Annotated in this window: 28 protein-coding genes; all 28 read right to left on the bottom strand. The window is 66.1% G+C overall.

What is annotated here, in order from left to right:
- Positions 1-209: 209 nt before the first annotated feature.
- The gene (locus ACFYPC_RS24845) at positions 210-866 is read right to left on the bottom strand and encodes an adenylate kinase (protein ID WP_388680104.1); all 657 of its coding nucleotides are present in this window, start codon (positions 864-866) and stop codon (positions 210-212) included.
- Positions 866-2,179 carry a preprotein translocase subunit SecY gene (gene secY / locus ACFYPC_RS24850; protein ID WP_388680107.1) on the bottom strand — a complete coding sequence of 438 codons (1,314 nt, stop codon included), beginning with the start codon at positions 2,177-2,179 and terminating at the stop codon, positions 866-868. The genes ACFYPC_RS24845 and secY overlap by 1 nt, the downstream gene beginning before the upstream one ends.
- A 244-nt stretch (positions 2,180-2,423) precedes the next feature.
- Entirely contained in the window at positions 2,424-2,879 is a 456-nt protein-coding gene (rplO, locus tag ACFYPC_RS24855) for a 50S ribosomal protein L15 (RefSeq protein WP_329255929.1), read from the bottom strand.
- Positions 2,880-2,881: 2 nt separating this feature from the next.
- Complete coding sequence (gene rpmD / locus ACFYPC_RS24860) at positions 2,882-3,064, bottom strand: 50S ribosomal protein L30 (RefSeq protein ID WP_055553514.1); 183 nt, start codon at positions 3,062-3,064, stop codon at positions 2,882-2,884.
- Positions 3,064-3,669: a 30S ribosomal protein S5 gene (gene rpsE, locus ACFYPC_RS24865; protein WP_006376045.1), complete on the bottom strand. Its 606-nt coding sequence runs from the start codon at positions 3,667-3,669 to the stop codon at positions 3,064-3,066. Before rpsE ends, rpmD begins: the two co-directional genes overlap by 1 nt.
- A gap of 64 nt (positions 3,670-3,733) precedes the next feature.
- Positions 3,734-4,117 carry a 50S ribosomal protein L18 gene (rplR, locus tag ACFYPC_RS24870; RefSeq protein ID WP_168510320.1) on the bottom strand — a complete coding sequence of 128 codons (384 nt, stop codon included), beginning with the start codon at positions 4,115-4,117 and terminating at the stop codon, positions 3,734-3,736.
- A gap of 3 nt (positions 4,118-4,120) precedes the next feature.
- Positions 4,121-4,660, bottom strand: coding sequence for a 50S ribosomal protein L6 (rplF, locus tag ACFYPC_RS24875; protein WP_385737167.1), 540 nt, complete (start codon positions 4,658-4,660; stop codon positions 4,121-4,123).
- A gap of 24 nt (positions 4,661-4,684) precedes the next feature.
- Complete coding sequence (gene rpsH / locus ACFYPC_RS24880) at positions 4,685-5,083, bottom strand: 30S ribosomal protein S8 (RefSeq protein ID WP_055614920.1); 399 nt, start codon at positions 5,081-5,083, stop codon at positions 4,685-4,687.
- 207 nt (positions 5,084-5,290) lie between these two features.
- Positions 5,291-5,476 (bottom strand): type Z 30S ribosomal protein S14, encoded by a 186-nt coding sequence (locus ACFYPC_RS24885; protein ID WP_003956452.1) that lies wholly within the window; start codon positions 5,474-5,476, stop codon positions 5,291-5,293.
- Between the two features lie 5 nt (positions 5,477-5,481).
- Positions 5,482-6,039 carry a 50S ribosomal protein L5 gene (gene rplE, locus ACFYPC_RS24890; protein ID WP_388680113.1) on the bottom strand — a complete coding sequence of 186 codons (558 nt, stop codon included), beginning with the start codon at positions 6,037-6,039 and terminating at the stop codon, positions 5,482-5,484.
- Positions 6,039-6,362 carry a 50S ribosomal protein L24 gene (gene rplX, locus ACFYPC_RS24895; protein WP_266455993.1) on the bottom strand — a complete coding sequence of 108 codons (324 nt, stop codon included), beginning with the start codon at positions 6,360-6,362 and terminating at the stop codon, positions 6,039-6,041. The genes rplE and rplX overlap by 1 nt, the downstream gene beginning before the upstream one ends.
- 2 nt (positions 6,363-6,364) lie before the next feature.
- The gene (gene rplN, locus ACFYPC_RS24900; protein WP_003992364.1) at positions 6,365-6,733 is read right to left on the bottom strand and encodes a 50S ribosomal protein L14; all 369 of its coding nucleotides are present in this window, start codon (positions 6,731-6,733) and stop codon (positions 6,365-6,367) included.
- Positions 6,734-6,836: 103 nt separating this feature from the next.
- Positions 6,837-7,121 (bottom strand): 30S ribosomal protein S17, encoded by a 285-nt coding sequence (rpsQ, locus tag ACFYPC_RS24905; protein ID WP_327431000.1) that lies wholly within the window; start codon positions 7,119-7,121, stop codon positions 6,837-6,839.
- On the bottom strand, positions 7,121-7,345 hold the full coding sequence (rpmC, locus tag ACFYPC_RS24910) for a 50S ribosomal protein L29 (protein ID WP_003998824.1): 225 nt from the start codon (positions 7,343-7,345) through the stop codon (positions 7,121-7,123). The genes rpsQ and rpmC overlap by 1 nt, the downstream gene beginning before the upstream one ends.
- Positions 7,345-7,764 (bottom strand): 50S ribosomal protein L16, encoded by a 420-nt coding sequence (gene rplP, locus ACFYPC_RS24915; RefSeq protein ID WP_099500627.1) that lies wholly within the window; start codon positions 7,762-7,764, stop codon positions 7,345-7,347. The genes rpmC and rplP overlap by 1 nt, the downstream gene beginning before the upstream one ends.
- Before the next feature lie 5 nt (positions 7,765-7,769).
- Positions 7,770-8,624 carry a 30S ribosomal protein S3 gene (gene rpsC, locus ACFYPC_RS24920; protein ID WP_385737174.1) on the bottom strand — a complete coding sequence of 285 codons (855 nt, stop codon included), beginning with the start codon at positions 8,622-8,624 and terminating at the stop codon, positions 7,770-7,772.
- Positions 8,624-8,971, bottom strand: a complete 348-nt coding sequence (gene rplV / locus ACFYPC_RS24925; RefSeq protein ID WP_006604878.1) for a 50S ribosomal protein L22 — start codon at positions 8,969-8,971, stop codon at positions 8,624-8,626. Before rplV ends, rpsC begins: the two co-directional genes overlap by 1 nt.
- Before the next feature lie 42 nt (positions 8,972-9,013).
- Positions 9,014-9,295 (bottom strand): 30S ribosomal protein S19, encoded by a 282-nt coding sequence (gene rpsS / locus ACFYPC_RS24930; RefSeq protein WP_005481224.1) that lies wholly within the window; start codon positions 9,293-9,295, stop codon positions 9,014-9,016.
- A 12-nt stretch (positions 9,296-9,307) separates the two neighbouring features.
- Positions 9,308-10,144, bottom strand: coding sequence for a 50S ribosomal protein L2 (gene rplB, locus ACFYPC_RS24935; RefSeq protein WP_043676819.1), 837 nt, complete (start codon positions 10,142-10,144; stop codon positions 9,308-9,310).
- Positions 10,145-10,183: 39 nt separating this feature from the next.
- A complete protein-coding gene (rplW, locus tag ACFYPC_RS24940) occupies positions 10,184-10,600 on the bottom strand; it encodes a 50S ribosomal protein L23 (RefSeq protein ID WP_388680121.1) in 417 nt (138 codons plus the stop codon).
- Positions 10,600-11,256: a 50S ribosomal protein L4 gene (gene rplD / locus ACFYPC_RS24945; protein ID WP_388680123.1), complete on the bottom strand. Its 657-nt coding sequence runs from the start codon at positions 11,254-11,256 to the stop codon at positions 10,600-10,602. The genes rplW and rplD overlap by 1 nt, the downstream gene beginning before the upstream one ends.
- A gap of 5 nt (positions 11,257-11,261) precedes the next feature.
- Complete coding sequence (rplC, locus tag ACFYPC_RS24950) at positions 11,262-11,906, bottom strand: 50S ribosomal protein L3 (RefSeq protein ID WP_383678753.1); 645 nt, start codon at positions 11,904-11,906, stop codon at positions 11,262-11,264.
- 17 nt (positions 11,907-11,923) lie between these two features.
- Positions 11,924-12,232, bottom strand: coding sequence for a 30S ribosomal protein S10 (gene rpsJ, locus ACFYPC_RS24955; RefSeq protein WP_003948644.1), 309 nt, complete (start codon positions 12,230-12,232; stop codon positions 11,924-11,926).
- 446 nt (positions 12,233-12,678) lie between these two features.
- Positions 12,679-13,920 (bottom strand): acyltransferase family protein, encoded by a 1,242-nt coding sequence (locus ACFYPC_RS24960; RefSeq protein WP_388680126.1) that lies wholly within the window; start codon positions 13,918-13,920, stop codon positions 12,679-12,681.
- A gap of 224 nt (positions 13,921-14,144) precedes the next feature.
- Entirely contained in the window at positions 14,145-14,612 is a 468-nt protein-coding gene (locus tag ACFYPC_RS24965) for a hypothetical protein (protein ID WP_388680128.1), read from the bottom strand.
- A 34-nt stretch (positions 14,613-14,646) separates the two neighbouring features.
- Positions 14,647-15,186, bottom strand: a complete 540-nt coding sequence (locus tag ACFYPC_RS24970) for a hypothetical protein (protein WP_388680131.1) — start codon at positions 15,184-15,186, stop codon at positions 14,647-14,649.
- Between the two features lie 8 nt (positions 15,187-15,194).
- On the bottom strand, positions 15,195-19,658 hold the full coding sequence (locus ACFYPC_RS24975) for an RHS repeat-associated core domain-containing protein (protein ID WP_388680658.1): 4,464 nt from the start codon (positions 19,656-19,658) through the stop codon (positions 15,195-15,197).
- Positions 19,553-19,888, bottom strand: a complete 336-nt coding sequence (locus ACFYPC_RS24980) for a hypothetical protein (protein ID WP_388680661.1) — start codon at positions 19,886-19,888, stop codon at positions 19,553-19,555. The genes ACFYPC_RS24975 and ACFYPC_RS24980 overlap by 106 nt, the downstream gene beginning before the upstream one ends.
- Between the last annotated feature and the right edge of the window lie 127 nt (positions 19,889-20,015).

Below are 20,015 nucleotides of genomic sequence, written 5' to 3' on the forward strand. Positions count from 1 at the left end.
CCCTCCTCCCGGTCCCTGCCGGAAGGAGGGTCGCGGGGGGCCCCCCCCCCCCCCGGCCCCCCCCCCCCCGGGCGGGGGGGGGGGGGGGGCCCGCGCCCGCCGCCCCCCCCCCCCCCCCCCCCCCCCCCCCCCCCGCGCCCCCCCCCCCCCCCCCCGCCCCCCCCCGCCCGAAGCAACGTTCTTCTACTGCTTAACGCGCCCTCGCGAGACTACGCGGCCTCCCGGCCCAACGCCTCCATCGCACGCCTCGTGACATCCTCCACCTTGCCGAGCGCGGAGATCGTCACGACCAGGCTCTGCGCCCGGTAGTAGTCGATGATCGGCTCGGTCTGCGTGTGGTAGACCTCGAGGCGCTTGCGCACGGTCTCCTCGGTGTCGTCGTCACGCTGGTACAGCTCGCCACCGCAGATGTCACACACGCCGTCCTGCTTCGGCGGCTTGTACGTGACATGGAAGACGTGCGCCGAGTCGTTCCGGCAGATGCGACGGCCGGCGATCCGCTTGACCACTTCGCCCTCGGGGACCTCGAGGTCCAGCACCGCGTCGAGCTTCATGCCCTCGTTCTTCAGCATCTCGTCGAGCGCCTCGGCCTGCGAGACGTTACGAGGGAAGCCGTCGAGCAGGAAGCCGTTCTCCGCGTCCGGCTGTTCCATGCGGTCCTTGGCCATCGCGATGGTGACCTCGTCCGGTACCAGTTCGCCCTTGTCCATATAGGACTTCGCCAGCTTGCCGAGTTCCGTCTGCCGGCTGATGTTGGCGCGGAACAGGTCGCCCGTGGAGATGTGCGGGATCGACAGGTTCTGGGCGAGGAACGCGGCCTGCGTTCCCTTGCCGGCGCCGGGCGGCCCGACGAGGACAATTCGCATCAGCGGAGGAACCCTTCGTAATTGCGCTGCTGGAGCTGGCTCTCAATCTGCTTCACCGTCTCCAGACCGACACCCACGATGATCAGGATGCTGGTGCCACCGAACGGGAAGTTCTGGTTTGCCCCGAAACCAACCAACGCCATCGTCGGCACGAGAGCGATCAGACCCAGATACAGCGAACCTGGCCAGGTGATCCGGTTGAGTACGTATCCCAGGTACTCAGCGGTCGGCCGACCAGCCCGGATGCCCGGGATGAAGCCACCATACTTCTTCATGTTGTCGGCTACTTCTTCGGGGTTGAAGGAGATTGCCACGTAGAAGAAGGCGAAGAAAACGATCAGCAAGAAGTAGACGCTGATGTAGATCGGGTGGTCACCCTTGGTCAGGTTCGTCTCGATCCACGTCTTCCAGCTGGACGTTCCGCTGGAGAACTGGGCGATCAGAGCCGGGATGTAGAGCAGCGACGAGGCGAAGATCACAGGGATGATGCCTGCCTGGTTGACCTTCAGCGGAATGTACGTCGATGTGCCGCCGTAGGACCGGCGGCCGATCATGCGCTTCGCGTACTGGACCGGGATACGGCGCTGAGCCTGCTCGACGAAGACCACCAGGCCGACCATGACCAGGCCGACCAGGATGACGGTGCCGAACTCGATCCAGCCGTCGGCCAGCGTGCCCTGGGTCTTGATGGCCCACAGCGCGGACGGGAAGGTCGCGGCGATCGAGATGAACATCAGGATCGACATACCGTTGCCGATGCCGCGGTCGGTGATGAGCTCGCCCAGCCACATGACCATGGCCGTACCGGCGGTCATGGTGATGACCATCGTGACGGTGACGAAGATCGACTGGTCGGGCACGATCTGATTGCCGACCGAGCAGGTGCTGAACAGCGCGCCGCTCCGCGCGGTCGCGACCAGGCCCGTGCCCTGCAGGATGGCCAGCGCCACGGTCAGGTAACGGGTGTACTGCGTGATCTTCGCCGTGCCTGCCGAGCCCTCCTTCTTGAGGGCTTCGAGGCGCGGGATCACCACGGTCAGCAGCTGGAGGATGATGCTCGCCGTGATGTACGGCATGATGCCCAGCGCAAAGATCGTGATCTGCAGCAGCGCGCCACCACTGAACATGTTGACCAGCCCGAACAGGCCTTGAGTGCCGCTGGCCTGATCCATACAGGTCTGAACGTTCGAGTAGTCGACACCAGGGATCGGGATGTGGGTACCCACCCGATAGACCACGATGATGCCGAGCGTGAAGAGCAGCTTCTTGCGCAGGTCGGGCGTCTTGAACGCCCGGGCGAACGCGGTGAGCACGGTGCCTCCTGCGACCCCCGCGCTACTGCGTCAGAGGTGACGGTCTTGAGGTTCGACGGATATCTGACAGCTAACCAACAGTCAAAGGCCGCCCGGAGTTCCCATCGGACTCACCGGACGAAATTCGGCAGCGCAGGCCACCTTACCGGCGACACTGCCCCCCTAGGAACGACCAACCGGGGATGCCCCTTTTGTGGGGCACCCCCGGCTGGGATCGCTCAAGTCATCGAGACGCCTGCTGAATTCAGACGAGCTCGGTGACGGTACCGCCGGCGGCGGTGATCTTCTCCTTGGCGGAGCCGGAGACGGCGTCAACCGTCACCTGCAGTGCCACGGAGATCTCGCCCTGGCCGAGGACCTTGACGAGGCTGTTCTTGCGAACCGCACCGTTGGCGACGAGCCCCTCGACGGTGACCTCGCCACCCTCCGGGTACAGCGACGCCAGCTTGTCGAGGTTCACGACCTGGTACTCGGTCTTGAACGGGTTCCGGAAGCCCTTGAGCTTCGGGAGACGCATGTGGAGGGGCATCTGGCCACCCTCGAAGCGCTCCGGAACCTGGTAACGGGCCTTCGTGCCCTTGGTACCACGACCGGCCGTCTTACCCTTCGACGCCTCACCACGACCCACACGGGTCTTGGCGGTCTTGGCGCCCGGGGCGGGACGGAGGTTGTGGATCTTGAGCGGGCTGTTTTCCGCCATGATCAGTCGACCTCCTCAACCGTCACGAGGTGGCGGACGGTGTGCACCATTCCGCGGAACTCGGGGCGGTCCTCCTTGACGACCTGCGTGTTGATGCCCTTGAGACCAAGGGAGCGCAGGGTGTCGCGGTGGTTCTGCTTGCTGCCGATGTACGACTTCGTCTGCGTGACCTTGAGGCGAGCCATTACGCACCCGCTCCCGCACGCGCACGGAGCAGAGCCGCGGGGGCGACGTCCTCGAGGGGCAGACCGCGGCGGGCCGCGATCTCCTCGGGACGCTGCAGGCCCTTGAGGGCCGCCACGGTCGCGTGCACGATGTTGATCGCGTTGGACGAGCCGAGCGACTTCGACAGGATGTCGTGAACGCCGGCGCACTCCAGGACAGCACGCACCGGGCCACCGGCGATAACGCCGGTACCGGGGGAAGCAGGCTTGAGCAGGACGACGCCCGCGGCCTTCTCGCCCGTGATCGGGTGCGGGATGGTGCCCTGGATACGGGGGACCTTGAAGAAGTGCTTCTTGGCCTCTTCAACACCCTTGGCGATCGCGGCCGGCACCTCCTTGGCCTTGCCGTAACCGACACCGACGGTGCCGTCACCATCGCCCACTACGACGAGCGCAGTGAAGCTGAAGCGACGACCACCCTTCACAACCTTGGCGACGCGGTTGATCGCGACAACGCGCTCAACGTACGCGGTCTTCTCGGCGGCAGCAGCGCCGCCGTCACGGCCCTTCCGGTCCCGCCGCTCGCCGCCACCGGCACCGCTTCCGCGGCGCTGGGGTCCAGCCATTGGATTACCTCTCTCTTTTTCCGCTAGCTACGCAGCGACCGAAGTCGCTAGCGCGACGGGCGACTCAGAACTTGAGTCCGGCTTCGCGGGCGGCGTCCGCCAGAGCGGCAATGCGCCCGGCGTACTGGTTTCCACCACGGTCGAATACGACAGCCTCGACACCGGCGGCCTTGGCGCGCTCGGCGACCAGGGCCCCGACCGACTTGGCCTGCGCGGACTTGTCGCCCTCGGCACCGCGGACCGTGGTGTCCAGGGTCGACGCCGACGCCAGGGTGTGACCCTTAACGTCGTCGATGACCTGGGCCACGATGTGGCGGTTGGAGCGCGTCACGACCAGGCGAGGACGCTCAGCCGTACCCGAGATGTGCTTACGGATCCGGATGTGACGACGCTTGATGGCAGCACGCTTGTAAGCGTCGCCCTTAGCAATCTTGACACCGTATGCCATGGCTTACTTACCCGCCTTTCCGACCTTGCGGCGGATGACTTCGCCTTCGTACTTGACGCCCTTGGCCTTGTACGGGTCGGGCTTGCGCAGCTTGCGGATGTTGGCCGCAACCTCTCCGACCTTCTGCTTGTCGATGCCCTCGACCGAGAAGTGCGTCGGGTTCTCGACCTTGAACGAGATGCCCTCGGGCGCCTCGACCGTGATCGAGTGGCTGTAGCCGAGCGAGAACTCCAGGTTGGAGCCCTTCGCCAGGACGCGGTAACCGACACCGCTGATTTCGAGCTTCTTCACGTAACCCTGGGTCACGCCGGTGATCATGTTCGCCACCAGCGTGCGGGACAGGCCGTGCAGGGCCTTGTTCTGACGCTCGTCGTTCGGGCGGGTGACATTGAGAATGCCGTCCTCACCCTTGGCGACCTCGATAGGCGCCGCGACGGTGTGGGAGAGAGAGCCCTTGGGGCCCTTCACCTGGACCGTACGGCCGTCGATGGTGACGTCCACGCCGGCGGGAACCGTGATGGGGAGCTTGCCAATACGCGACATAGCTGTTTCCTCCGTTCCCTTCCGTTACCAGACGTAGGCGAGAACTTCTCCGCCTACGCCCTTCTTGCCGGCCTGCTTGTCGGTGAGGAGACCGTGCGACGTGGAGATGATCGCCACGCCGAGGCCACCGAGCACCTTGGGCAGGGAGGTGGACTTCGCGTACACACGCAGACCCGGCTTCGAGATCCGCTTGATGCCCGCGATGGAGCGCTCACGGTTCGGGCCGAACTTCAGCTCGAGGACGAGCTTCTTGCCGACCTCGGCGTCCTCGACCTTCCAGCCGGTGATGAAACCCTCCTGCTGGAGGATCTCCGCGATGTGAGACTTGATCTTGCTGTGCGGCATCGCGACATCGTCGTGGTACGCCGAGTTCGCGTTACGCAGACGAGTAAGCATGTCTGCGATGGGATCAGTCATGGTCATGAATTGGCCTTCGGCCTCTCTCGCCGGGGTTTCCAGTGCGCCATCCCTCTCCCCACTCAGTGGCGGGACGGGTGCGGTGCGGGGACCTACGGCGTAGTAAGTCGTACGGGCGGCAGGCGCCCAACCCTCCTAGCCTAAGCCATGGAGAGCAGGGCACCTTACCGACCCATTGCTTACCGAGAGCCTCTGGTAATCCCAACTAGGGAATTACCAGGAGCTCTTGGTCACGCCCGGCAGCTCGCCACGGTGAGCCATCTCACGAAGGCAGACGCGGCACAGGCCGAACTTGCGGTACACGGAGTGCGGACGGCCACAGCGCTGGCAGCGGGTGTACGCACGCACACCGAACTTGGGCTTACGAGCAGCCTTGGCAATCAGAGCCTTCTTCGCCATCTCGGTTACGCCTCCTTGAAGGGGAAGCCGAGGTGACGGAGAAGGGCACGGCCTTCGGCGTCGTTGGTCGCCGTGGTGACCACGGTGATGTCCATACCCCGGACGCGGTCGATCTTGTCCTGGTCGATCTCGTGGAACATGACCTGCTCCGTGAGACCGAAGGTGTAGTTGCCACGCCCGTCGAACTGCTTGGGGGACAGACCACGGAAGTCGCGGATGCGCGGAAGCGCGAGCGACAGGGTGCGGTCCAGGAACTCCCACATGCGGTCGCCACGGAGCGTGACGTGGGCACCGATCGGCTGACCTTCACGCAGCTTGAACTGCGCGATGGACTTGCGGGCCTTGGTGACGGCCGGCTTCTGACCGGTGATCGTGGTCAGGTCACGGACGGCACCGTCCATGAGCTTCGAGTCACGGGCGGCGTCGCCGACACCCATGTTGACCACGATCTTGACGAGGCCGGGAATCTGCATGACGTTCTCGTAGGAGAACTCTTCAAGCAGCTTGCCCGCGATCTCCTCGCGGTACTTCGTCTTGAGACGCGGAGTGGTGGTGGTAGCCATCAGATGTCCTCACCCGTCCGCTTGGCAACGCGGATCTTGTTGCCCTCGTCGTCGAAGCGGTAACCGACACGCGTGACGACCTTGTTGCCGTCCTTCTCAACGACCAGCTGGACGTTGGAGACGTGGACGGGCGCCTCGGTCGTGACGATGCCGCCGGCCTGCGAACCCTTCGCGGTCGGGCCGGCCTTGGTGTGCTTCTTGACCCGGTTGACACCCTCGACCAGGACGCGGTCCTCGCGGGGGTAGGCCGCAATGACCTTGCCCTGCTTGCCCTTGTCCTTGCCGGTGATGACCTGAACCGTGTCACCCTTCTTGATCTTCATGCTTACAGCACCTCCGGCGCGAGCGAGATGATCTTCATGAACTTCTTCTCGCGCAGCTCCCGGCCCACCGGGCCGAAGATACGGGTGCCACGAGGGTCGCCGTCGTTCTTGAGAATGACAGCGGCGTTCTCGTCGAAGCGGATGTACGAGCCGTCCGGACGGCGGCGCTCCTTGACGGTGCGAACGATGACCGCCTTGATGACGTCACCCTTCTTCACGTTGCCACCGGGGATCGCGTCCTTGACGGTGGCGACGATGACGTCACCGATGCCCGCGTAGCGGCGACCGGAGCCACCGAGCACACGGATGCAAAGGATTTCCTTCGCACCAGTGTTGTCGGCGACACGAAGTCGCGACTCCTGCTGGATCACGTCTATCTCCTGATTGTCTGCCGGTTCCCGGGGCGGGAGCACCTGTTAGGGCGCTCCCGCCCCGAGCCTGGCGGAACCAACCTGAGGGAAACCCCTCAGGTAATTACTTGGCCTTCTCGAGGATCTCGACGATGCGCCAGCGCTTCGTCGAGGACAGCGGCCGGGTCTCCATCAGGAGGACGCGGTCGCCGACGCCGGCGGCGTTCTGCTCGTCGTGGGCCTTGAGCTTGCTGGTACGGCGGATGACCTTGCCGTACAGCGCGTGCTTGACGCGGTCCTCGACAGCGACGACGACGGTCTTGTCCATCTTGTCGCTGACGACGAGACCCTCACGGGTCTTGCGGAAGCCACGAGCCTCAGCGGTCTCAGTCACATTGCTCTCACTCATCAGGCGCTCTCCACCGTCTCGATGCCCAGCTCGCGCTCACGCATCAGGGTGTAGATCCGCGCGATGTCCTTGCGGACGGCCTTGAGCCGCCCGTGGTTCTCGAGCTGACCGGTCGCCGCCTGGAAGCGGAGGTTGAACAGCTCTTCCTTGGCTTCGCGAAGCTTCGCGAGAAGCTCCTCGTCACCCAGTTCGCGCAGCTCGGACGCCTTGGTACCGGCCGACATCACGCTTCACCTGCCTCGCGCTTGACGATCCGGCACTTCATCGGCAGCTTGTGGGCTGCGCGAGTGAGGGCCTCACGGGCGATCTTCTCGTTGGGGTAGGACAGTTCGAACATGACCCGGCCCGGGTGCACGTTCGCGACCCACCACTCGGGCGAACCCTTACCGGAACCCATGCGGGTCTCGGCAGGCTTCTTGGTCAGCGGGCGGTCCGGGTAGATGTTGATCCAGACCTTGCCGCCACGCTTGATGTGGCGGGTCATAGCAATACGCGCCGCCTCGATCTGGCGGTTGGTCACGTAAGCCGGCGTGAGGGCCTGAATGCCGTACTCGCCGAACGAAACCTGCGTACCGCCCTTGGCCTGACCACGGCGCTTCGGGTGGTGCTGCTTGCGGTGCTTGACCCTACGGGGGATCAGCATTTCGGTCAGGCCTCCGTTCCGGTGCTCTCAGCCGGAGCGGCAGCGGCGGCGGGAGCGTCGGCCTTGGGGGCCTCGGCAGCCGGCGCGGACTGCTGCTGCGGCTTGCGGCCTCGGCCGCCACGCTCGCCACCACGGCCACCACCACGGGCCGGGCGGTCGGCGCCGCCACCCGCGCCACCGCGCGCCGGGCGGTTACCCGCACGGGCAGCGGCGTTCTCGGCGCGGACCTCGGCGATGTTCTTGACGTCGCCCTTGTAGATCCAGACCTTCACACCGATGCGGCCGAAGGTCGTCTTGGCCTCGAAGAAGCCGTAGTCGACGTTCGCACGGAGGGTGTGCAGGGGCACACGGCCCTCGCGGTAGAACTCCGAGCGGGACATCTCGGCGCCGCCGAGACGGCCACCACACTGGATCTTGATGCCCTTGGCGCCGGCCTTCATCGCCGACTGCATGCTCTTACGCATGGCGCGACGGAAGGAGACGCGGGAGGACAGCTGCTCGGCAACGGCCTGAGCAACCAGCTGAGCGTCCGTCTCGGGGTTCTTGACCTCGAGGATGTTCAGCTGGACCTGCTTGCCCGTGAGCTTCTCGAGGTCGCCGCGGATGCGGTCGGCCTCGGCGCCACGGCGGCCGATGACGATGCCGGGACGCGCGGTGTGGATGTCCACCCGCACGCGGTCACGGGTGCGCTCGATCTCAACCTTCGAGATGCCGGCGCGCTCCATGCCGGACGTCATCATCCGACGGATGGCGACGTCTTCCTTGACGTAGTCCTTGTACAGCTTGTCGGCGTACCAACGGGACTTGAAGTCCGTGGTGATGCCGAGCCGGAACCCATGCGGGTTAACCTTCTGGCCCATTACCGGGTTCCTTCCTTGCTGCTGACGACCACGGTGATGTGGCTGGTCCGCTTGCGGATCCGGTAGGCACGGCCCTGGGCACGCGGCCGGAACCGCTTCAGGGTCGGACCCTCGTCGACGTACGCCTCAGAGATGACGAGGCTGCCGGCGTCGGTGTGGTCGTAGTTGTGCGCGGCGTTGGCGATGGCGCTGTCAAGCACCTTGCCAACCGGCACGCTCGCGGCCTGCGGGGCGAAACGCAGGACCGCCTGAGCCTCCGTGGCATCCATGCCACGGATAAGGTCCACCACGCGGCGGGCCTTCATGGGCGTAACGCGGATGTACCGCGCCTGGGCCCTGGCTTCCATGGTTGTCCTTCCAGTGTCTGTCATGGTCGATTCCACCCCGCGTTAGCGGCGCTTCGACTTCCGGTCGTCCTTGACGTGACCCCGGAAGGTGCGCGTCGGCGAGAACTCGCCGAGCTTGTGGCCGACCATCGACTCGGTGACGAACACCGGAATGTGGGTCTTGCCGTTGTGCACCGCGATGGTGTGACCCAGCATGGCCGGGATGATCATCGAGCGACGGGACCAGGTCTTGATGACGTTCTTGGTGCCGGCTTCGTTCTGTACGTCCACCTTCTTGATCAGGTGGTCGTCGACGAAGGGCCCCTTCTTGAGACTGCGCGGCATCTAAACCCGCTCCTAGCGCTTCTTGTTCGACTTGCGGCGGCGGACGATGTACTTGCTCGAAGCCTTCTTCGGCGAGCGAGTACGACCCTCCTTCTGACCCCACGGGGAGACCGGGTGGCGACCACCGGAGGTCTTGCCCTCACCACCACCGTGCGGGTGGTCAACCGGGTTCATCGCCACACCGCGAACGGAAGGACGGACGCCCAGCCAGCGCTTGCGGCCGGCCTTGCCCCAGTTGATGTTGCTCTGCTCGGCGTTGCCGACCTCGCCGACCGTGGCGCGGCAGCGCTGGTCGACCAGACGGATCTCACCGGAGGGCATGCGGAGGTGGGCCATGGTGCCCTCCTTCGCGAGCAGCTGCACCGAGGCGCCGGCGGAGCGGGCGAACTTGGCGCCGCCACCCGGACGGAGCTCGATCGCGTGGATCGTGGTACCGACCGGGATGTTGCGGAGCGCCAGGTTGTTGCCCGGCTTGATGTCGGCCCCGGGACCGTTCTCGACGCGGTCGCCCTGCGACAGGTTGCGGGGGGCGAGGATGTAACGCTTCTCGCCGTCCGCGTAGTGCAGCAGCGCGATGCGCGCGGTGCGGTTGGGGTCGTACTCGATGTGCGCGACCTTCGCCGGCACGCCGTCCTTGTCGTGACGACGGAAGTCGATCACTCGGTAGGCGCGCTTGTGTCCGCCACCCTGGTGGCGAACGGTCACACGACCGGAATTGTTACGGCCGCCCTTGCTGTGCAGGGGGCGAACCAGCGACTTCTCCGGCGTGGACCGCGTGACCTCGACGAAGTCGGCGACGCTGGAGCCACGGCGGCCCGGCGTAGTCGGCTTGTACTTGCGGATTCCCATTTCTCAGTCCTCGTCCGATATTCGGACCAGGGCGCTCCGTTAGGAGGCCTGGCCGAAGATGTCGATACGGTCGCCCTCAGCGAGGGTCACGATGGCGCGCTTGGTGTCAGCACGCTTACCGAAACCGCTCTTGGTCCGCTTGCGCTTGCCCTGGCGGTTGATCGTGTTGACCCCGGTGACCTTGACCGAGAAGACCGCCTGGACGGCCTGCTTGATCTGGGTCTTGTTGGCGCCCGGCGCCACGACGAAGGTGTACTTGCCCTCGTCGAGCAGCGCGTAGCTCTTCTCGGAGACGACCGGCTTCAGCAGCACGTCACGGTGGTCCGTGAACGACTTGCTGATCGGCGTCTCGACGGTGTTCTTGCCCTCGGTCTCGTGGCGCTTCGCCTTGGCGACGCGCGCGACCTTCTTGGCCTTGGCGGCCTTCGAGGCGATGCTCGGGTGACGCGTAGCCATCAGGCTTCGCTCCCTTCGGTGTCAGTGGCCTGGGGGCCGGACACGAAGGACTCGAAAGCGGCCTGGGTGAAGACCACGTCGTCCGAGACGAGAACGTCGTACGTGTTCAGCTGGCCCGGCTCCAGGATGTGGACCTGGGGCAGGTTGCGCGCGGAAAGCAGCGCAGCCTCGTTGGAGCGCTCGATGACCAGGAGCACGTTCTTGCGCTCCGAGATCTTGCCGAGGAAGCTCTTCGCGGCCTTGGTGGAGATGGTCTCGCCCTCGATCACGTCGGTGATGACGTGGATGCGAGCGTTGCGGGCCCGGTCGGTGAGGGCGTGGCGCAGGGCCGCGGCCTTCATCTTCTTGGGGGTCCGCTGTGAGTAGTCACGCGGGGTGGGGCCGTGTACGACGCCACCGCCGGCGAACTGGGGCGCGCGGGTCGAGCCCTGACGGGCGCGGCCGGTGCCCTTCTGGCGGTAAGGCTTGCGGCCACCACCGCGGACCTCGCCACGACGCTTGACCTTGTGCGTGCCCTGACGGGCAGCGGCCAGCTGTGCGACGACGACCTGGTGGAGCAGCGGGATGCTGATCTTCTCTACGTCGAAGATCTCGGCCGGGAGCTCGATGGTCCCGGCGTTGTCGCCGGAGGGCGACTGAATGTCAATGGTGGTCATGTTCCTCAGGCCCCCTTGGCCGCGGTACGGACCAGGACGAGGCCGCCGTTCGGACCGGGGATGGCTCCCTTGATGAGGAGCAGTCCCTTCTCCGCGTCAACAGCGTGAACGGTCAGGTTCTGGGTGGTGACCCGCTCGTTGCCCATACGGCCCGCCATACGCATGCCCTTGAACACACGGCCGGGGGTGGCACAGCCACCGATGGAACCGGGCGAGCGGTGCTTGCGCTGGACGCCGTGTCCGGCGCCGAGGCCACGGAAGTTGTGGCGCTTCATGACACCGGCGAAGCCCTTGCCCTTGCTCTTGCCGGTCACGTCCACCTTGACGCCGGCCTCGAAGGTCTCGGCGGTGATCTCCTGGCCGAGGGTGTACTCGCTGGCGTCAGCGGTACGGATCTCGACGAGGTGGCGGCGGGGGGTGACGTCGGCCTTGGCGAAGTGACCCTTGAGGGGCTTGTTCACCTTGCGAGGGTCGATCTCGCCGAAGGCGATCTGGACCGACTCGTAGCCGTCGGAGTCATTCGTACGGACCTGGGTCACGACGTTCGGACCGGCCTTGACGACGGTGACGGGAACAACACGGTTGTTCTCGTCCCACACCTGCGTCATGCCGAGCTTCTCGCCCAGGATGCCCTTGATCTGCTTAGCCATTCTCAGATCACCGGCCCTTAGAGCTTGATCTCGATGTCGACACCGGCCGGGAGGTCGAGTCGCATCAGGGAGTCAACGGTCTTGGGCGTCGGGTCGAGGATGTCGATCAGGCGCTTGTGCGTGCGCATCTCGAAGTGCTCGCGCGAGTCCTTGTACTTGTGCGGCGACTTGATGACGCAGTACACGTTCTTCTCAGTGGGCAGCGGCACCGGGCCCGCGACCGACGCACCAGTACGCGTCACCGTCTCGACGATCTTCTTCGCCGAGGAGTCGATGACCTCGTGGTCGTAGGCCTTGAGCCGGATGCGGATCTTCTGTCCCGCCATGGCTACTCAGTAGTCCTTTGTCTAGTGAAACGCTCCGGAACCCGGGGGTTCGCGTCCCGTCCTCCGACCCACGCGGTCGGGTGTGTCGCGCTCCTGCCGCATAGATATCCGTTACGGATTTCCCTGCGAGGGACGCGGCTCGCCCGAAAGCAACCGCTGGACCGGGGGCTTGAACACCCACCGGGTGCCTGGCCTGCACCCCGCTGACACTTCCCGAAAGATTCCCGTACGTCCGCCCCAGCGCTGCCTTACGGCAGTTGGGGCGACGAGTACTGTGGGACTCGCTTCCGGTCCTCCCGACGGGAGGCGCGCAGCATCGGCGCTCGACCGAGCAACTCCGACAGTCTGCCATACGGGGCATGGGCCTGGCCAATCGAGCCGAGGATCGTACCCCGAAGGTGACGCAGGTCAAACACAGACTCGGTCGATCGGGGCCCGGTACCGGATCAGGCCGCGCTCCGGAACTCCCGCAACCGTTCGAAGGACCCGTCCAGCCCCTTCTTCACCAGCCGCGCCACGGGGCGCTCCACCAAGCGGTGGACCAGATAGCTCAGGAGCAGGAAGCCGGCGATCACGGTGGCGACGAGCAGCCGGGGGTCCATGGTGTCCCGGAAGCGGTTGATCAGCGTCGTACCGGCCGCGTAGTGCATCAGATAGAGCGGGTAGGTCATCGTGCCGGCGGTGACGAGCCACTTCCACTGGATGCGATCGGTCATACCGAGCGAGACACCCACCATGAACAGCAGGAACACCGTGAAGATCAGCACGCTGCCCCGCCAGCTGGAGACCCCTTCGACCGTGTCGATCCGATGCCCCAGCTCCATCTGGGCCATCAGCCAGCACATGGCGAGGATGCCCCACAGCAGCAGGTCCTGGCCGAAGCGGTGCATGAGGAAGAGGACGAGGCCCGCGATGAAGTACCAGGCACCGTCGGGGTTGGCGACGAGCACCAGCGGACGGAAGTCGGACACCGGGGCGATCATCGCTGCCGCCCCCCACACGCAGCAGAACACGATGACCTTGCGGTACGTCAGTCCCATCGCGACGACCACCATGAAGAGCAGGTAGAAGCGCACTTCCGACCAGAGGGTCCAGTAGACGCCGTCGACGTCCTGCACACCCGAACCGTTCTGCAGCATCGTGAGGTTGAACAGGATCTCCCGCCACTTCAGCCGCTCCCACACCCCTGGCAGGGCTATCAGCACGCCGGTGGTGAAGAGGACGGCGAACCAGTACGCCGGGTAGAGGCGGATCACCCGCGAGACGAAGAACTGCCGGGGAGTGCGTCCCCAGCACGACATGCAGATCACGAATCCGCTGATCACGAAGAAGATCTCGACGCCGATCCAGCCGTACGTGGCGAAGTGGAACACGTTGGGCATGATGTCCGACACCGGACGGTCCCAGATGACGTTGTTCGGCTTGTCCACCCGTCTCGTACCGACGAAGTGGTGCACGGCGACCATGAGCGCTGCGGCTATCCGGATGCCGTCGAGGGCGTACAACCGGGTGCTGGGGCGCGGTGCCCGGGCGGGCTTCCCGTCCCGGCCACTCGTCGGCGGCCGCACCGGCCGCTCAGAGGCAGCGACACCGGTCCGCCAGTCCGACTCGGCAAGCGGGGGAAGCGGCTGCTGCAACCCACCCGCGCCCCGCACTGGTATCGCCGATCCGCCTGCGGCGCCGCGCATGAACACCCACCCCCACAAAGACTCCCAGAACCGAACGGCCCCGAGCCGACTCAGATTACGGCCGCCCCAACCACCCCACAGCGGCCAGACAAGAACATTACTCACACAGCGACCCGACCCTTACCCCAACGTCCAACAAGAAGACACCAACTGTTCACTCAAACTTCCCTTGACATTGATGGAAGCCACCTCCAGGCCGAGACGCCGACGATGTACACACGCTCTCAAGGGCGGCGGCCCCGCATGACCCGCCAGGCGTCGCCGACGGCATTTTCGGACAGCGTCCACCAGTACTCCAGCTTGTCCCGCACGGTTGTCCGCACCATCTGCCACCTGAACCACGGGGGCAGTTGCCGGAACGGCACAAAGGTCAGGGTGTCCCTGATGGCGTTCTCCGCGAAGCCGCCGGAACCCTCGGCGCGCAGCGCGGCGTACAACTCCGGCGTCAATTCCCCATTGAGGCGAACCGCGGCACCCGCCGCGGTGAACGCGAACCCCCGCTGATCAGGGTCCGACAACCGCATCGCCCTGATGATCCGAGGCGACGCCTCCTCCAGCGAACAGTTGAAGGCCAACCCGATCACCGCCGTACCGAGATGATCCTCGCCACGTTCGAACGCGGCGTCCACCTCGGCAGGGTCATTGATACCCAGCAGGCCCTCGCCGCTTTCCCAAGCCCGTTCGGACGCCATGACCGGTCTCCCCTCCCGTATGCCCCGGCCCCGCTCAGTCCCAGGGCTCGCGCACCGGCTTGCGCTTCCACCACTCCCCGAGCTCGGACTCGGGCTTCTCCTTGGTCGGACGTACCCAGGGGCGAAGCGTGAGTTCCGGGTCCGGGACACTCGCTGCGCGAAAGCGTGCGTCCAGCCGTGCCAGCAGCCGCCCCAGCGCACCTTCGCGCGCCTCGGTGGGAAGCACCTGCACCAAGTCGTCCAGCGTGTCCCGCGAGTCCAGGTCGTTGTCGTAGGCGCTGACGGGATAGAAGTCCTCGCTCGACCAGCCCGGCTCCATCCTGCACACCACGCGCTCCCAGGACGCGAATCGGTCCGCCACCGAGTACACGGGAGCCGTTATCTTCTCCCGCAACTGCGGTGCGACGCGCGACCGCTCCAACTCCAGCCGCTCCGCATCAAGGCGGGCGATCTCCGCAAGGACCGGCTCGGGCAACTCGGCCCACACAGCCCTGCTTTCCGGCGCCGCCCAGAACACGTCGTAGGGTGCACGTTTGCTGCCCCGCCGAGCCCCGCCGCGCTCCGTTTCGCCCACGAATCCATTCACTCCTTCAGCTGTTTCAGGAAGTACTCGTAACCGTCATCGGGCTGCATGAAGGTGCCATTGTCCCCTTCGCGGATCAGCATCGTCCCCGTCGCGTCGTCCCACCAGGCGAAACGGGCGTTGCCCGACGTGGTGCTGCGCATCCGGATTCCCTGCGTGTTTGTCATCAGGTCCTCCAGGTGCTCCGCGACGTCCAGGTCGTCGACACCCGGAATCCCTCGGTTCTTGATGTCACCATGTGCGGCGATCTTGTCGGCGAGCATCGGCAGGTTGCCCGCCTGGCTCGCGGCGTCCGGTTTCCCGATCTCATAAAGGCCGAGCGGGTCGGCCAGGAGCAGGGGGTCGAGGACGTAGAGGAACGGGTTGGGGGAGGGACCGAGACCCAGCGGGTCGGGGGTGGCGTAACGAGCCGTCTCCGGGTCGTAGTAGCGGTGGACGTTGTAGTGAAGTCCTGTCTCCGAGTCGTGGTATTGCCCGGGAAAACGCAGCGGTGTATAGGCACTGCTCCCGTTGTTCCAGGCGGTCACGCCCCACAGAGTGCTCCGCGCCTGCCAGGCGATACGACCGTCCTCACCGACCAGTTCGGTGGGCGCACCCGCAAGATCGGTGGCAATGGCGAAGAATCGCGCGTCGATCTCCTCGCGCGAGGCGGTGAGAAGCCGTTCGGTCTGGGCGATGGGCCGCAGCCCGTCGTGATCCCAGGACAGGGCCACGGAGTGCGGGCGCGCGGAGTCGGTGGTGAGTTGTTCGCAGAGGGTGCTGCCGTCCCAGGTGAAATCGGTCTGCTCCACCACGGTGGTGCCGTCCGCACCGATCCGCTGTTTGGCGATACGGCGCCCCATCGGGTCGTACCTGTACCGCCACAGTGTGCCGTCGGGGGTGCGGACGCAGACAAGCCGGTCCTCCGCGTCCCAGGTGTACGTCCACGTCTCGGGCTTGCGCGAGAGGCGCGTGCGGTGACGGCGGACGACCCGCCCCTGGGCGTCGTAGGAGTAGCGGGTGTCACCGGCCCGGAACAGCCGCGCGCCCTCGGTGTGGCGTCGGCCCACAGCCGCTTGGCCGGGATGCCGACCGGGCCAGGCGGCGGTCGTCTGGGCGCCGTCCTCGTCGTAGGTGTAGGACTCCGTCCATCCCTCTGCCCGGACGGCCGTCGTGCGGCCGGCCGTGTCCAGGTCGAAGCTCCGGCTCTCACCGTTCGGGCCGTCGATTCCGACAAGGTGCCCGTCCACGCGGTAGCGGTAGGAACGGTGGCGCAGCGTGCGACCCTCACCGGTGGTGACCGCCTGTGCGATGACTCTCCCGAGGCCGTCGTACGCACGCGTCAGCGACAGAGCGTCGTCCACGTCGAGGGACAGGAGCCGCCCCGCCGCGTCATGTCCGAAGTCGAGGGTGCGGCCCGCTGTGTACAGCCGGGCGAGGTCGCCACGACCGTCGTAGCCCCATGAACTCGTCGCTCCGCTGGGAGTGGTACGGCTCAACGGCCGGCCTGCCGCATCGTGGGTGAAGCTGATGGTCCGGCCGTTGATCGTCTCCGAGACCAGACGGCCTTGCGGATCCCGCCGCAGCGTCACGGTCGCGTCAGGGCCCTCGGCCGCGCAGAGACGGTCGTTCTCATAGGTGTACGTGCTGACCGCGCCGTCGGCGTCCTTGCCGACTACGCGCCCGAACACGTCCCGGGTGATGCGAACCGTCTGCCCAAGGGCGTTGGCACGCAGGATGACCTGGCCCTTGGCGTCACGGCCGTAGGTCTGTGTGCGGCCGTCGAAATCGGTCTCCGATACGAGCCGCCCCGCGTCGTCGTACCGATAGCTCCAGCGCTTTCCGTCCGGGCGACTCACGCCGAGCAGACGCAGAGAGGGGTCGTACTCGAATTCGTGGCGGACGTCGTCGGGGCCGGTCCGCGCCGCAAGCAGGTTGAAATGGGTGTACTCGAACCGTGTCACGGCCCCCATGGCATCGGTGTGGCTGATCCGATTGCCCTCGGCGTCATACGTCCACGCCTCCGCCTGCCCGTCCGCGCCGATGCGCCACAGCAGTTCACCCTCCACACCCCATTCCATACGGGTCGCGTTGCCCAGGGGATCGGTGACGCCCGCCACCCGACCGAAGGCGTCGTGGGTGTAGCGCGTGACACCGCCCAGGGGGTCGGTGACGTGTTCGGCCAGACCAGCCGAGTCGCATCGCACGCGGGTGACGTATCCCGTGGGATCCGTGACCGTGGACAGGCGACCGGCATCGTCGTAGGTGTAACGGGTCGTGGCGCCACCGGGCTTGACGATCGTGAGGCAATTGCCGCGGGCGTCGTACTCCCGGCGCTGGACGTGCCCGTCGCTGCCCGTGATGGCAACAGGGTTCCCCAGAGCGTCGTACATGAGACTGACCGTCGCGCCGTCCGGACGTATGACGTCCATCAAACGGCCGAGGGCATCGTAGGTTTTGCCCGTGGTGTGACCCAGCTGGTCCGTCCAGGACGTCAGGTGGTGGTGCTCGTCCCAGGTGGTGCGGGTTGTGCCGCCGAGCGGGTCGATCTCCGCGACGACCTGGCAGTTGTCGTTGACGACGAACCTGCTGACGGCGCCCTCGGCGGTGGTGACGGTGGTGATCTTGGCACCGGGCCAGGCCGGGTCGGAGCCGTCGTAGTCGAGGGTGATGGCGATGTGGCCGGCCTCGCCACCCTCCGCTACACAGCGGTCCGCCGTGTCGTACGCGTAGGAGTAACTGCGGCCGTTGCGGTCGGTCCAGGACGTGATGCGATACCGCTCGTCATAGGTGAGCCCCAGCACATCACCGTTGGCGTTAATGACCGTGGTGAGGCAGTCGTCGGAGTACTCGTACCGGCGCAGTTCGAGGTCGGATCTCTCCTCACCCGCCCCTGCCAGGTGGAGGGCCGTGACACGGCCTTCGGCAGTGGTCAGCTTGAGGTGGTACCCGCCGGAATGCCGGATCGCGAGCGGGGTCCCATCGCAGGCGTGGTCGAAGTCAATGGTGTCGCCGCTGCGGTTGGTTATTCGCTCCAGCAGGGCGATGCCGTCGGCGGGGGGCCCGAAGCGGCGGGCGATCCCGGTGAGGGAGTCTTCGACACGGTAACCGCCGTTGTCGAGACGGATCAGAGCGTGGCGGGGGCCGGCTTCTGGGAGCACCGGGTGCTGCGTGCCGGTGGGGTGAGCGTAGGCGAGAAGCAGCCCGTCCTCGGTGACGAAGACAATGCCGTCCTCGTCGATTTCGAGGCGCTGATCGATGGTGGAGGCCCAGGTGGGGCCGAACCACCAGCCGGTGCGGTAGGTGGAGGCTGCCCGGCGGGTGAAGGCCAGCGGCAGGCTTGCGGCCAGCGTGACGTCGGTCTCCGGCAGGAACATTGCACCGGTGGCCATGTCGATCGGGTCACTGCCCTTGGAACGCACCACGTTCTTGGCCCGGTTGTAGGCGCCCTTCGCGCCGTCCGCGATTGCACCACGGGCCGATTTGCCCAGGCCGCGCACCGCGAGGCCCATGCCCTTCATGCCGCCCCGGAGTCCCTTGAGGGCGGCCGCCCCGCCTTTGAGGCCCTTGGCGAGTCCGCCGAGGGTGGTCAGCCCCTTCATGCCGGGTATGCAGTCCAGCGCCGCGAACGCCACATCCCAAAGAGATGCCTGGCCCTTCGCATATTTGTTGAGGGTGTCGGCCAGCACCACGAGAGCCGCGATCAGCACGATCGCACCGAGAATCGGCCCTCCGATGATCAGCGCGATGATCCCGACGACCGCCACGACGACCTTGCAGACCGTGACGATGGTGTCCCAGTTGTCGGAGAACCAGTCCCCGACCTCCTCCCACCACTTCCGGTTACGGATCCCCGCGTCCGACGCCTCATCGATCTTGCTCTTGGCCTCCCGGGCAGCCTCCTCGCGCATGGTGCGGGCGTCCTCGGCCATCTTCTTCGCCGCATCCAGCGCGTTCTGCGCGGAGGACACGTCCGACTGGGCCGACGTCTGCGCCGACTTGGCGTGCTGCGCATCCCGGGTGGCCGCCCGGACCTTGGCCTCGTCCGGCTTCTCGGCGCTCTTGCTGCCGGTCGGATCGTCCTGGTACTTGTCCGCTTCCTTGCCGGCCCGCGTCACCCACGAATCAGCCGACGACAGACGGGACTTGGCCGACGACAGGTCCGCCTGCGCCGCACGGCCATCAGCCAACGCCCGGTCGGCCAGGGCCTGCGCACGCTCCAGCTTCGGCCAGTACGCCGCCAGAGCACCGCCCGCCATGTCGTACGACGACTTCAGCTTCCTCAGCTGCTTCGGCACACCCGAAAACTGATCCTGAAACGCCTTCGCCGACTTCCCCGCCCACTGCAGGACCGCTTCCTCGTCCGCCATCCCCTTGATCAGACGCAGCGCATCCCCGACATCATCGGCGAAGTCCTGCAGATTCTTCGACAGTTCGCGCACCCGGTCCGGATCACCCGGAGTGGGATCCCTGTCCAGGTCCAGGACATCCCAGTCCCTCGGCCGATTCCCCGCCACCCCGCAACCCCCGTCACGCCTGCCTCAGTAACTGTCGTACGCATCAGCGAATTTACAGGAGGAGCGGGCGCCTGCCCTAGGTCAATGTGCAGAGGCGTACTACACGAAGTCCGCCCAAGCGGTCGGGGCCAAGGTGAGGCGGCGCCCTCGGTGTGCTTGGAGTCGCGGAGGCGGATCGTTGCGAGGGTGGTGGCCATCTCGACGCACTCACTGCTGTTGCTGCTGCTGTAGCTGCTGTAGCTGTAGCTGTAGCCGCTCTTGAACCAGCGGAGTTCCGGGGCAGTCACAGTTCCTCCAGCACTTGCTCGATGAGGGCACGACGGA

The sequence above is a fragment of the Streptomyces sp. NPDC005808 genome, from assembly GCF_042871385.1.
In the GTDB taxonomy this organism is placed as follows: domain Bacteria; phylum Actinomycetota; class Actinomycetes; order Streptomycetales; family Streptomycetaceae; genus Streptomyces.